Origin of the sequence: Serratia sp. Ser99 (assembly GCF_024519545.1) — a bacterium.
In the GTDB taxonomy this organism is placed as follows: domain Bacteria; phylum Pseudomonadota; class Gammaproteobacteria; order Enterobacterales; family Enterobacteriaceae; genus Serratia; species Serratia liquefaciens.
In genome coordinates this window covers 95,443-107,200 of sequence record NZ_JALJRT010000007.1, presented here as the reverse complement: position 1 = coordinate 107,200, position 11,758 = coordinate 95,443, and the positions used below count along the sequence as shown (strand labels likewise).

The window sequence follows — 11,758 nt, the reverse complement described above, 5'->3', positions numbered from 1 at the left end:
AATTCGTCTCCGTTACACCTTTTCCACGTTAACCAGGAACGCCTTGAACTCTGGCGTTTGCGTGTTGGCGTCGCCGACAAACGGCGTCAGCGTGTTGGCGATAAAGCCTTTCTTGGCCACCCCTTCGTAACCCCAGTGGATCGGGATGCCGATAGTGTCGACCTCTTGGCCGTGCACCTGCAGGGTACGGATACGCTTGGTCACCACCGCCTTGGCCTTGATGTAGCCACGGTTGGAGCTGACCTTGACGGTATCGCCATGCTGGATGCCCTTTTTCTCCGCCAGTTTTTCGCCGATTTCCACGAACTGCTCCGGCTGCGCGATCGCATTGAGCAACGCGTGCTTGGTCCAGTAGTGGAAGTGCTCGGTCAAACGATAGGTGGTGCCGACGTAAGGGAACTTGTCGGATTTGCCCATCGCTGCCAGGTCGTCCTTGAACACGCGCGCCGCCGGGTTGGACACCACGTTCGGGTGCAACGGGTTGGTGCCGAGCGGCGTTTCGAACGGCTCGTAGTGTTCCGGGAACGGCCCTTCGGCCATTTTATCGGTGGCGAACAGGCGCCCCATGCCTTCCGGCTGCATGATGAACGGCCCGACGTCACTGCCAGGTGCGGCGGCGCTGTAGTCCGGGATATCCACCCCGCCCCACTTGGCACCGTCCCACTCCAGCAACTGACGTTTTGGATCCCAAGGCTTGCCCTGCGGATCCGCCGAAGCACGGTTGTACAGGATGCGGCGGTTAAGCGGCCATGCCCAGGCCCAACCCAACGTATTGCCAAGGCCGGACGGATCGGCGTTATCCCGCCGCGCCATCTGGTTGCCGGCCGGCGTCCAGCTACCGGCGAAGATCCAGCAACCGCTGGCGGTGGTGCCGTCGTCGCGCAGGTGAGCAAAGGTGCTGAGCTGCTCACCCTTTTTCGCCAACACTTTGCCGTCGGCGTCGAGAATGTCCGCCAGTGCCTTACCGTTGCTCTCCATCGCCACTTCTTCGGCCGCAGGATTATCCGGCGTCAGGTAGTCCCAGGTCATGTTCAACACCTGTTCCGGCACCGCACCGCCGTCACGCGCGTACATCTCACGCAGACGGGTGAAGATGCCCGCCAGGATTTCGCCGTCGTTCAGCGCTTCGCCAGGGGCATCGGCGCCCTTCCAGTGCCACTGCAGCCAGCGGCCGGAGTTGACGATCGAGCCGTTTTCTTCGGCAAAGCAGGTGGACGGCAGGCGGAACACTTCGGTCTGAATCTTCGACGAATCGACGTCGTTGAACTCGCCGTGATTCTGCCAGAAGTTCGAGGTCTCGGTGTTAAGCGGATCTATGGTCACCAGGAACTTCAGTTTGGACAGGGAAGCCACGACCTTGTTCTTGTTCGGGAACGACGCCACCGGGTTGAAGCCCTGGCAGAAGTAGCCGTTGACCTTGCCTTGCGACATCATTTCGAAGTACTGCAGCACGTCGTAGCCTTTGTCCCACTTCGGCAACCAGTCAAAGCCCCAGCTGTTGTCCTTCTGCGCCTTGTCACCGTAGAAGCTCTTCATCAGGCTGACGAAGAATTTCGGGTAGTTGCCCCAGTAGTTCACCTGGCCCGGCAGCAGCGCCTTCGGCGTGTTGGCTTTCAGGTAAGTCTCGAGATCCGGTTGCTTATCCGACGGCAACGTCATGTAGCCCGGCAGGCTCTGCGACAGCAGACCCAGATCGGTCAGGCCCTGAATATTGGAGTGGCCGCGCAGCGCGTTAACGCCGCCGCCCGCCATGCCCATGTTGCCGAGCAGCAGCTGGATCATCGCCATGGTACGAATGTTCTGTGCGCCAACCGAGTGCTGAGTCCAGCCCAGGGCGTACAGGAACGATGCGGTTTTATCCGCCACGCAGGTTTCGGCGATGTATTCACACACCTGGAGGAAGTCTTCCTTCGGCGTGCCGCAGATGTTGGTCACCACCTCTGGCGTATAACGGCTGACGTGTTCCTTGAGCAGGTTCCATACGCAGCGTGGATCTTGCAGCGTGACGTCGCGCTTGGCGAAGCCGTTCTCGTCGAACTGGTAGTTCCAGGTGGTTTTGTCGTATTTGCGGTTTTCCGCGTCATAGCCGCTGAACAGGCCGTCGTCGAAGGCAAAGTCTTCCCGCACCAGCAGGCTGGCGTTGGTGTAGGCCTCAACGTATTCGCGGTTAATTTTGTTGTTGGTCATCAGGTACAGCAACACGCCCGACAGGAAAGCAATGTCGGTCCCGGAACGGATTGGCGTATAGAAATCCGCTACCGATGCAGTACGGGTAAAGCGCGGATCGATAACGATCAGCTTGGCTTTATTGTGAATTTTGGCTTCCATCGCCCAGCGGAACCCCACCGGATGCGCTTCCGCCGCATTACCGCCCATGACGATAATCAGATTCGCGTTCTTGATATCAACCCAGTGGTTGGTCATCGCACCGCGACCAAATGTTGGAGCAAGACTTGCTACCGTTGGTCCGTGTCAGACACGCGCCTGGTTGTCTACGGCAAGCATGCCGAGAGCGCGACTAAATTTTTGCGACAAATAACCGGTTTCGTTGCTGGCGGCAGAGGCGCACAGCATGCCGGTGCTCAGCCAACGGTTGACGGTAACGCCCTGTTCGTTGGTTTTAATGAAATTGGCGTCACGATCTTCTTTCATCAGCTTGGCGATGCGGGTGAAGGCGTCGTCCCAGCTGATGCGTTGCCATTTGTCCGAACCTGGCGCCCGGTATTCCGGGAACTTGAGGCGGCTTTCGCTGTGGATGAAGTCGACCAGGCCGGCGCCTTTCGGGCAAAGCGCACCGCGGTTGACCGGGTGATCCGGATCCCCTTCAATGTGGAAAATGCTTTCTTTGGCGTTTTTGGCGCCATCACCAAGGCTGTACATCAACAGCCCACAGCCGACGGAACAATACGTACAGGTATTACGGGTTTCGCGCGCGCGCAGCAGTTTGTACTGCCGGGTTTCCGCCAACGCCACTTCCGGGGCAAAGCCCAGCGCAGCTACCGTCGTTCCTGCCATACCGCCAGCGCAGATCTTAAAGAACTGCCTTCTGCTGACCTGCATGGGGGTCTCCTTTCACTCTCGATTGTCACATTGTTTCAAATGGCGCTTTCCCCCTCGAAGCGGGAAGCGCTAAAATTACTGTTGTTTTTGCGGTGGCAATATTACCACAGCGTGTATGTGGTTGTTACAAACAGGTGCCAGTTAAGTGAACAATATAAACTCAGACCAACACATAAATGAGACCTCGCTCACAGGGGTGACCCAGGCTCAGGTTTATCAACGCGGGCAACTCGCCACCGCACAGCCGGATTGGCTGGCGGAAGAGGTTCCGGTCGCGCTGGTCTATAACGGCATCTCTCACGTGGTGATGATGTGCACGCCCAAAGATCTTGAGGCGTTCGCCCTGGGCTTTTCCCTGTCGGAAGGCATCATCGAATCGCCACGCGATATCTACAGTATAGAGATTAACCAAACCTGTAACGGACTGGAGGTGCAAATAGAGCTCTCCAGCCGTCGGTTTGCCGGTTTGAAGGAGCGCCGTCGCGCCATGGCAGGCCGCACCGGCTGCGGCGTATGCGGTATTGAACAGCTGGCAGACATTTTCCGTCCGCTGCCTGCACTGCCGTTCACCCAGACTTTTTCCCTGGATAATCTCGACTCCGCATTGAAACAGCTGCGAGAAGTACAGGAAGTTGGGCAACTGACCGGTTGTACCCATGCCGCCGCCTGGTTATCTCCACAGGGTGAAGTACTTGGCGGATGCGAAGACGTGGGCCGTCATGTCGCCCTGGACAAGCTGCTTGGCGTACGCGCCAAACAGGGCTGGTCTCAGGGAGCAGTATTAACTTCCAGCCGTGCCAGTTATGAAATGGTGCAGAAGGCCGCGATGTGTGGCGTGGAGATTTTGTTCGTGGTGTCTGCGGCAACCTCGCTGGCCGTTGAAATCGCCGAGCGCAGTAATCTGACGCTGGTCGGCTTCAGCAAACCCGGCCGCGCCACGGTGTTTACCCACCCGCAGCGCCTGGTTGAACAGATTAAACCCACACTGTAAGTAGGGCATTGATAATCATTTTCAATATCATTTAAATAACTATAATGATCCGACTGCTTACGCGGTGCTCACAACATTGCGCCGCCCATACACCACTGGAGATGATGATTATGAGTTATTCACTGCCATCCCTGCCGTACGCCTACGACGCACTGGAACCGCATTTCGACAAGCAGACGATGGAAATCCATCACACCAAACATCACCAGACCTACGTTAACAACGCCAACACCGTACTGGAAGCCTACCCAGAGCTGGCGCAATACAGCGTTGAAGAACTGATCCAGGATCTGGATAAAATGCCTGCTGACAAGCGCACCTTCATGCGTAACAACGCCGGCGGTCACGCTAACCACAGCCTGTTCTGGAAAGGCCTGAAAACCGGCACCACGCTGGGTGGGGATCTGAAAGCCGCTATCGAGCGTGATTTCGGCAGCGTAGAGAAATTCCAGGAAGAGTTCGAGAAAGCCGCAGCGACCCGCTTCGGTTCTGGTTGGGCCTGGCTGGTGCTGAAAGGCGACAAACTGGCCGTGGTATCTACCGCTAACCAAGACAGCCCACTGATGGGCGAAGCCGTTGCCGGCGCTTCAGGTTTCCCAATCGTGGGCCTGGACGTGTGGGAACACGCTTACTACCTGAAATATCAAAACAAACGTCCAGATTACATCAAGGCATTCTGGAACGTGGTTAACTGGGATGAAGCGGCAGCACGCTTCGCTGCGAAGAAGTAATTCGCTCCCGGTACTGAAGATGCCCGCGTAATGCGGGCATTTTTTTGCCTAAAATCCGCTAAAGTTTAACCGCCCTTTGCCGATGATTTGTTCAATTGACGTTCGCCCGGAAAGGAAAATCATTATGGCGGCATTGCAAACACTGGCAGGAAAGTTCGTTCATCTCACCGTGGGTAAAAAGCTCGGTCTCGGTTTTGGCCTGATGCTGTTACTGACGGCCATTATCGCCGGAACCGGCGCACAGTATCTGCATACCATCGAGTCCCGCGCCGATCGCATCGACTTCAGTAACAAGCTGAATGACGAGATCAATCAAGCCAAATACAACCGCGCGCTGTTCGGCCAAACCTATAAGCCTGAATACCTGAAAAATAACCGCACCAGCATCGAGAACGCGGTGAAGATGATTAACCAGGGTCAGGACCTGGACTGGGATCCCCAAAGCCGCAAAGACCTGCAGCGTTTGATGGAGCTGATCGGTCACTACCAGCAGCAGCAAAACGCTTTCGAGAAGGCGGTAGCGGCAAAGGATGCCGTGCGCCAAAGCTGGAACATGTCGGAAGTGCAAGACAGCCTGAATCAGGTAGAGCGTCAGCTTACCAATGGCGACCTGCAGCTGGCCTTCATTCAGTTGAACCAAAAACTGACCCTGGTGCGCTACGGCGCGCGCGGCCTGCTGTTGAGCCTGAGCAGCGAGTCCGAAGCCCCGCTGGTCGCGGCGATAGATGATGCCCGTAGCGCGGCCAACGCGCTCAGCCGGCGGCTCAACGACGCTCAGCGTCCTCTGCTCCAACCGCTGCTGACCGCGCTTGATGATTACAAGAACCGTATCCAGGCCTACCTGCCGGCTTATCAGCAGGAGCAAAACATCAGCCAGCAGTTGGGCAACAGCGCGCAGGAAGTCGGTACGCTGGTCAACGCCTTTATGCAGGATGAACTGACGCAAACCCATAACGATATCAACGCCGCGCAGCTGCAAATGGGCATCACCACGCTGGTTGCCATCATTGCCGGGCTGCTGATCGCCTGGCGCATCACGCTGCAAATCACCCGACCGCTGCAAAGTACGCTGGCGCTGGCGGAACGCATTGCCAGTGGCGATCTGCGGCAGGCGCAGACCAGCACCCGTCGCGATGAACTGGGGCAATTGCTGAATGCCGTGGCGGCGATGAGCCAGAACCTGCGCGACATGATTGAGAAAATCCAGATGGGCGTCAGCCAGGTGTCCACCGCCGCTGCGGAGATTGCCGCAGGCAATACCGATTTGTCCTCCCGTACCGAGCAACAGGCCGCCGCGGTGGAAGAAACCGCCGCCAGCATGGAACAGCTCACCGCCACGGTGAAACAGAACGCCGAAAACGCCCATCACGCCAATCAGCTGGCCACGGACGCCTCACAAACCGCCCAGCAAGGGGGCAAACTGGTGGAAAGCGTCGTCAGCACCATGCGCGACATTTCCAGCAGTTCGCAGCGAATCGCCGAAATTACCACCCTGATCAACGGTATTGCCTTCCAGACTAATATCTTGGCGCTCAACGCGGCAGTGGAAGCAGCGCGTGCCGGTGAACAGGGCCGAGGCTTCTCGGTGGTGGCCAGCGAAGTACGCAACCTGGCGCAGCGCAGCGCCCAGGCGGCAAAGGAGATCGAAGGGTTGATTACCGAGTCGGTCAGCCGGGTACAGACCGGCACCACTTTGGTGGAAAACACCGGCAACACCATGGAGCAGATCGTCCTGTCGGTCACCCATGTGCGCGACATCATGGCGGAGATCGCCGCCGCCTCCGACGAGCAGACCCGCGGTATTGCCCAAATTGGCCAGGCGATTGTGGAAATGGATCACACCACTCAGCAGAACGCCGCGTTGGTGGAGGAGTCTGCCGCAGCAGCCGACTCGCTGGAAGAACAGGCGGAAATGCTACTGCAAAGCGTCTCGGTATTCCGTTTGGCGGAACTTTCTGCACCGGCCGCCGTGAAAGGGACGGTGGTCAAGGCACCAGCGATGAAAAAGCCCGCAGCCAGCGCCGAAGCGGAAGATAACTGGACCACCTTTTAACGTTTACCCGCCCGAACCTTTCGGGCGGTTATTGTTCCCCCCGGCTAACTCAGGCTATGCTGAACCTTCGAAGCGAGACATGGAGGCGCATATGCATCACCCTGAGGTCTATATCGGTACCGTTCAACCCTACGAGGGCGGGCGGCCAAGCGGCATCGCCAAGCGCCTGGTGGACGGAATCATCAAGCTGACGCCCCTCGGCCTGGAAGGCGATGAGCAGGCGGAGAAAAGCTATCACGGCGGGCCGGACCGCGCGCTGTGTCACTATCCCCGAGAACATTACCAACACTGGCGCGAACAGTTCCCGACGCAGGCGGAACAGTTCAGCGCGCCGGCCTTTGGCGAAAATATTTCCACCCTGGGGCTGACCGAACACAACGTGTTTATGGGCGACATCTTCCGTTGGGGCGACGCGCTGATCCAGGTCACCCAACCGCGCTCTCCCTGCTTCAAGCTCAACTACCATTTTGATATCGACGACATCTCGGTGCTGATGCAACAAAGCGGCCGCTGCGGCTGGCTGTACCGCGTGATCTCCGCCGGTAAAGTCAGCGGCGAGCGCCCGTTGGAACTGGTAACACGCAGCAGCGATATCTCGGTCGCCGAGGCGATTGGCATCGCCTGGCATATGCCGTTTGATGAAGAGCAATATCGCCGCCTGCTGGCGGTGGCCGGGCTGTCCGCCAGCTGGAGTAAAACCATGCTGACGCGTATCAGTGAACACCGTATTGAAGACTTTAATCGCCGCTTGCTGGGCCGCTGAGAAACAGCGGCCGCGAAGGTAAAACGTGGCGCAGAATACTGCGTTAAGCCTTTTTACCGACCTATACTGTGATGCAACCCAACCGGCAACCTCTTTCAGGCAGGAGCAAAGTTATGACCTCCCCATCTCATTCGATCCACCATGCCGCAGCCGCTGGCTATCAGGCCAATTCCGATCGCTACGTTAAAGGGCGACCGGATTACCCACCGGAAGTTGCCGCTTGGCTGCGCGACACCCTCGGCCTGCATGCCGGTATGACGGTGATCGATCTCGGGGCCGGCACCGGCAAATTCACGCCCCGCCTGCTGGAAACCGGCGCTCAGGTGATCGCCGTTGAACCGGTGGCGCAGATGTTGGAAAAGCTGTCGATTGCGCTGCCGCAGGTGAAAACATTGGCGGGCACCGCGGAGTCGATCCCGCTGCCGGATGAATCAGTGGACGCCGTGGTCTGCGCACAGTCCTTCCACTGGTTCGCCACGCCGCAGGCGTTGGCCGAGATAAAGCGTATTCTCAAACCCGGCGGCAAGCTTGGCCTGGTGTGGAACATGCGCGATGCGCGCGTAAGTTGGGTGCGTAAGCTGAACCAGATTGTCGACCGTCACGAAGGCGACGCCCCGCGTTTTTACACCGGAGAATGGCGTAAACTTTTCCCGTTCAAAGGGCTGGATGCGCTGCAGGAGCAGGTATTTATGCTCGCCCACCAGGGTGCGGCAGAAGATGTGATTTATAACCGGGTGCGTTCCACCAGCTTTATCGCTGCCTTGCCGCCCCAGCAGCAGGAAGAAGTGATCGATGAGATCCGCCAACTGGTGGCAGAAGAAGAGGAATTGCAGGGCAAAGAAAACCTGACCGTGCCCTATCAGACCAAGGCGTATTTCACCACCAAGCTATGAAAACGGGGCGCCATCAACGGCGCCCCTGGCGATCAGAAAGCTTTTCTGGCGTAGCCGGTGACCACTTTCAGGCCCATTTCACGGCCCAGAGCGGTCATTGGGTGCACCACGATCAGGCCGCGCACGTTTTTCTTCAACGAGCCCATATCCGCCTGTTCTTTCTTGGTGATTTCACGGCTGAACGGCAGTTGGCTCAGCTTTTGCGCTTCTGCGCTCAGCTTTTCAACACGTACGCCTTTCAGGCGCTCGATTTCTGCCGCCAGCTTCTCTTTTTCTTTGGTGTGCTGGGCAATCAGATCGGGATTGCCCTGTTGGATCACCAGGGTGTCTTTGTGGTTCAGTGCGTCCAGCAGGTCGCTAAGGCGCTTAATCTCTGCCTTTTCTATCTCTTTCATGGTTTCTGGCCTGTTGTGCCTGTCGGCACGCTAATCAATGATGCCCACATTGTAGCAAAATGCGCGCGTCGTTACCCGTCTTGCGCAATGCCCGGCGGCAAGCCACTCATCTCGCAGGCTTTAGCCCCCACGCGTGCCAGCGCCTGGCTGTAGCGCGCATTAAACGGATAACAACAGGAGAGCCGCAACGCATTACGATAGCGGCCGCTGGGAGAATACAGCGTGCCAGGCGTCAGGCAGATCTGCTCCTCCAACAGCTGGTGGAACAGCGCTACGCTGTCGACCCCGTCCGGAAACTCCACCCAGAACACAAATCCCCCCGCCGGTTGCGTGGCTCGCGTGCCGCGTGGAAAGTGACGTGCAATCAACCCTCGCGCCTCATCCACCTGGGCGGCATAGCGCTTGCGCAGGTTACGCAGATGGTGATCGTAGCCACCGGTTTCCAGGAACATCGCCAGAGTTTCCGACAGCAACTGTGACTCGGACATTGACGACACCGCCTTCAGCTTGCGCAACGCATCGTTGAAACGTCCGCCGCTGATCCAACCGATGCGAAAATCCGGCGCCAACGTCTTGGTAAAGCTGGAACAAAACAGCACCCAACCGTCGCGGTCGAATGATTTCACCGCCGGGGAGAGTGCGCCACCGAACTGGATCTCCGCGTACAACCCGTCCTCAATTAGCGGCACCTGATGATCGTTCATCAGCCGCGCCAGGCGTTTTTTCGCCGCCAGCGGCATGGTGCAACCCAACGGATTTTGCACCGTCGGCATGGCGATCACCGCGTTCAGTCGTTTCTCGTTCAGCAACAGTTCCAGCGCGTCCAATGACAGCCCGTGTTGCGGATCGGTGGGGATTTCCAGCGCTTTCAGCCCCAGACTGGCCAGCAGCGGCAGCAGGTAAAAATAGGTCGGCGACTCCAGCCCGATACAGTCGCCCGGTTTGGTGGTTACCCGCAGCGCCAGTTGCAATGCTTCCATGCAGCCGTGCGTCAGCGTGATATCGCCCGGTTCCAGCAGCATACCCAGCGTCATCGAACGACGCGTGATCTGCTGACGCAGCCGCAGGCTACCGGGCGGCAGCGCGTACTGACCGATCAGGTTCGGCTGGCGACGCAGCTGCGATGAAAGCATCCGCCCCAATTTCCCACCGGGGTAAAAATCCGAGGTCTGTGGGCAGGCCAGCGAAAGGTTGGTGAATGCCGGGTTCTGCTGGGCGGCAAACACGGTGTCGATCAAGGCCAGCACATCGTCCGCCGGTGGCTCTATTCGGCTGCTGGTCGGCAAAGCGGCTTTCAACGCCGGCAGAGTGTTGCACACATAAAACCCCGACTGTGGCCGCGCCTCTATCAATCCGCGATCTTCCAGCGTGCGGTAAGCCGCGACCACGGTATTGATGCTGACGCTGTGGGTTTGCGCGCAGCGACGCACCGAGGGTAAACGGCTGCCGGGCAGCAGCGTACCGCGGCGAATGGCTTCCGCCAGCGTATCCGCCAGCTGTTGGTAGCGCGTTTCCGGCATTTCATCGAGCAGGGTCACAGTTTGTCTCCAGGCAATGGGTACAGTTTAATATTGGTATAACTGTATCCATAACAATAACTGGTTTTTGGTTCTGTCACCATCCATCGGCAGGTTTTATGCTGGTTCCCTTGCTCCCCCAGCCCTGTGAGGAACCCATTATGCTGGACTCCGCTTTTATCAGTTATGTCACCGTCATGTCGATCACCCCAGGCCCCAACAACCTGCTGCTGGCGTCATCCGGCGTCAATTTTGGCCTGCGCCGCACTCTGCCGATGGTTTTTGGCATCAGCGTCGGCTGCGCCGTGCAGCTGGCCCTGACCACCACCCTGCTGGCGTTGATTTTGAGCTGGGCCGGTATGATCCGTTTTCCGCTGGCGGTGATCGGTTGTACCTATCTGCTGTGGCTATCCTGGAAGCTGTTCAAAGCGGCATCGCCGGACGGCAAACAGCAGGCGCAGCCAATGCGCTTAATCAACGGGGCGTTGTTCCAGGCGGTCAATCCCAAAGCCTGGCTGATGGCCATTAACGTCGCCATTCTGTTCACCCCGCGGGAAGGCGCCAGCCTCAGTCATACGTTGATGATTATCGCTGCCTTTACCGCGCTGAACATTCCCTGCGTCTTGGTCTGGGCGATATTGGGCGATCGCCTGCGTGATGCGCTGCGAGTGACCTGGAAACTGCGGTTGTTTAACGGCGTGATGGCGGGATTGATGGCAGCCACGGCACTGTGGCTGCTGTTCGACGAGTGGCGCGCGGCCTTTGCCTAACTGCGGCCGAGAGGAGAGAGCCGGGACGGTTGTTTGGCGCCGATACCGGCTATCAGATCGGTGACGGAAAGCACCATAGTGGAACGCAACACCTGTTGATAGCGCTGGCGCTGCATGGCGATCAGCGACTCTTCCGCTTCGCCGGGCTGCAGGAAAGTCGGCACCGGCGGCAACGCGGTCACGCAGTGCAACTCGCCGAACGGCCCGAGGATTTCATCATCGACAAAGCGGTATTCTGTCCCGTCGTGATTCAACTCTTCGCGCATCGCCATCAGCAACTCGGCATCTTCGTATTCGTGGCGGGAGATCACTCCCAGCCCGTACATCAGCTTCAGGCGCACCGACAACTCCCCCAGCGGACCGGCACCGGACAATAGCGGTTCGACGGCATACTTCACCGCATAATCGTCCTTGCGAAACACCTGCACCACCAGTACGTTGAGCGCTTCCGCCAGCAGCTCTACCGCCGCTATCAGGAAACTGCGCACCGTCTTGCCTGCGTTCAGCCTTTCCAGAACCTTATTTTCAAATGCCTGTGCTTCTTCCATCGTCGCTTTTCGAATGGCGTGGGAGGGGTATGCTGTA

At 58.2% G+C, this 11,758-nt stretch carries 10 protein-coding genes; 6 read left to right on the top strand and 4 right to left on the bottom strand.

Features of this window, described 5'->3' with window-relative positions; genetic code table 11:
- Positions 1-12 precede the first annotated feature (12 nt).
- Positions 13-3,060, bottom strand: a complete 3,048-nt coding sequence (gene fdnG / locus NR114_RS15300; RefSeq protein ID WP_129941232.1) for a formate dehydrogenase-N subunit alpha — start codon at positions 3,058-3,060, stop codon at positions 13-15.
- 145 nt (positions 3,061-3,205) lie between these two features.
- Between fdnG and fdhD the strand changes: the two genes are divergently transcribed.
- The 5 genes from fdhD (at position 3,206) to NR114_RS15275 (ending at position 8,491) form a co-directional block, all read left to right on the top strand.
- Complete coding sequence (gene fdhD / locus NR114_RS15295) at positions 3,206-4,051, top strand: formate dehydrogenase accessory sulfurtransferase FdhD (protein ID WP_176984488.1); 846 nt, start codon at positions 3,206-3,208, stop codon at positions 4,049-4,051.
- 110 nt (positions 4,052-4,161) lie between these two features.
- A complete protein-coding gene (sodA, locus tag NR114_RS15290) occupies positions 4,162-4,782 on the top strand; it encodes a superoxide dismutase [Mn] (RefSeq protein WP_256814269.1) in 621 nt (206 codons plus the stop codon).
- A gap of 124 nt (positions 4,783-4,906) precedes the next feature.
- Positions 4,907-6,835, top strand: a complete 1,929-nt coding sequence (locus NR114_RS15285; protein ID WP_122080513.1) for a methyl-accepting chemotaxis protein — start codon at positions 4,907-4,909, stop codon at positions 6,833-6,835.
- A 91-nt stretch (positions 6,836-6,926) separates the two neighbouring features.
- Positions 6,927-7,598, top strand: coding sequence for a 6-hydroxyaminopurine reductase (gene yiiM, locus NR114_RS15280; RefSeq protein WP_020824674.1), 672 nt, complete (start codon positions 6,927-6,929; stop codon positions 7,596-7,598).
- 113 nt (positions 7,599-7,711) lie between these two features.
- Positions 7,712-8,491, top strand: a complete 780-nt coding sequence (locus NR114_RS15275) for a methyltransferase domain-containing protein (RefSeq protein ID WP_020824673.1) — start codon at positions 7,712-7,714, stop codon at positions 8,489-8,491.
- A 32-nt stretch (positions 8,492-8,523) separates the two neighbouring features.
- Here NR114_RS15275 and NR114_RS15270 read toward each other — a convergent pair whose 3' ends face one another.
- Together NR114_RS15270 and NR114_RS15265 are read right to left on the bottom strand one after the other, a co-directional pair.
- Positions 8,524-8,886 (bottom strand): YibL family ribosome-associated protein, encoded by a 363-nt coding sequence (locus NR114_RS15270; RefSeq protein WP_020824672.1) that lies wholly within the window; start codon positions 8,884-8,886, stop codon positions 8,524-8,526.
- Between the two features lie 71 nt (positions 8,887-8,957).
- A complete protein-coding gene (locus tag NR114_RS15265) occupies positions 8,958-10,424 on the bottom strand; it encodes a PLP-dependent aminotransferase family protein (RefSeq protein WP_020824671.1) in 1,467 nt (488 codons plus the stop codon).
- A 140-nt stretch (positions 10,425-10,564) separates the two neighbouring features.
- On the opposite strand from NR114_RS15265, the gene NR114_RS15260 reads away from it, so the two are divergent.
- Positions 10,565-11,173 carry a LysE family translocator gene (locus NR114_RS15260; protein ID WP_129982601.1) on the top strand — a complete coding sequence of 203 codons (609 nt, stop codon included), beginning with the start codon at positions 10,565-10,567 and terminating at the stop codon, positions 11,171-11,173.
- On the opposite strand, the gene NR114_RS15255 is transcribed toward NR114_RS15260, so the two are convergent.
- Entirely contained in the window at positions 11,170-11,721 is a 552-nt protein-coding gene (locus NR114_RS15255; RefSeq protein WP_020824669.1) for an MltR family transcriptional regulator, read from the bottom strand. The two genes, NR114_RS15260 and NR114_RS15255, sit on opposite strands and share 4 nt — an antisense overlap.
- Positions 11,722-11,758 lie beyond the last annotated feature (37 nt).

Excerpts from the sequence above, each read along its gene's own strand:
- sodA (WP_256814269.1), top strand. The coding sequence starts at position 4,162 with ATGAGTTATTCACTGCCATCCCTGCCGTACGCCTACGACGCACTGGAA.
- NR114_RS15285 (WP_122080513.1), top strand. The coding sequence starts at position 4,907 with ATGGCGGCATTGCAAACACTGGCAGGAAAGTTCGTTCATCTCACCGTG.
- yiiM (WP_020824674.1), top strand. The coding sequence starts at position 6,927 with ATGCATCACCCTGAGGTCTATATCGGTACCGTTCAACCCTACGAGGGC.
- NR114_RS15275 (WP_020824673.1), top strand. The coding sequence starts at position 7,712 with ATGACCTCCCCATCTCATTCGATCCACCATGCCGCAGCCGCTGGCTAT.
- NR114_RS15270 (WP_020824672.1), bottom strand. The coding sequence starts at position 8,886 with ATGAAAGAGATAGAAAAGGCAGAGATTAAGCGCCTTAGCGACCTGCTG.
- NR114_RS15260 (WP_129982601.1), top strand. The coding sequence starts at position 10,565 with ATGCTGGACTCCGCTTTTATCAGTTATGTCACCGTCATGTCGATCACC.
- NR114_RS15255 (WP_020824669.1), bottom strand. The coding sequence starts at position 11,721 with ATGGAAGAAGCACAGGCATTTGAAAATAAGGTTCTGGAAAGGCTGAAC.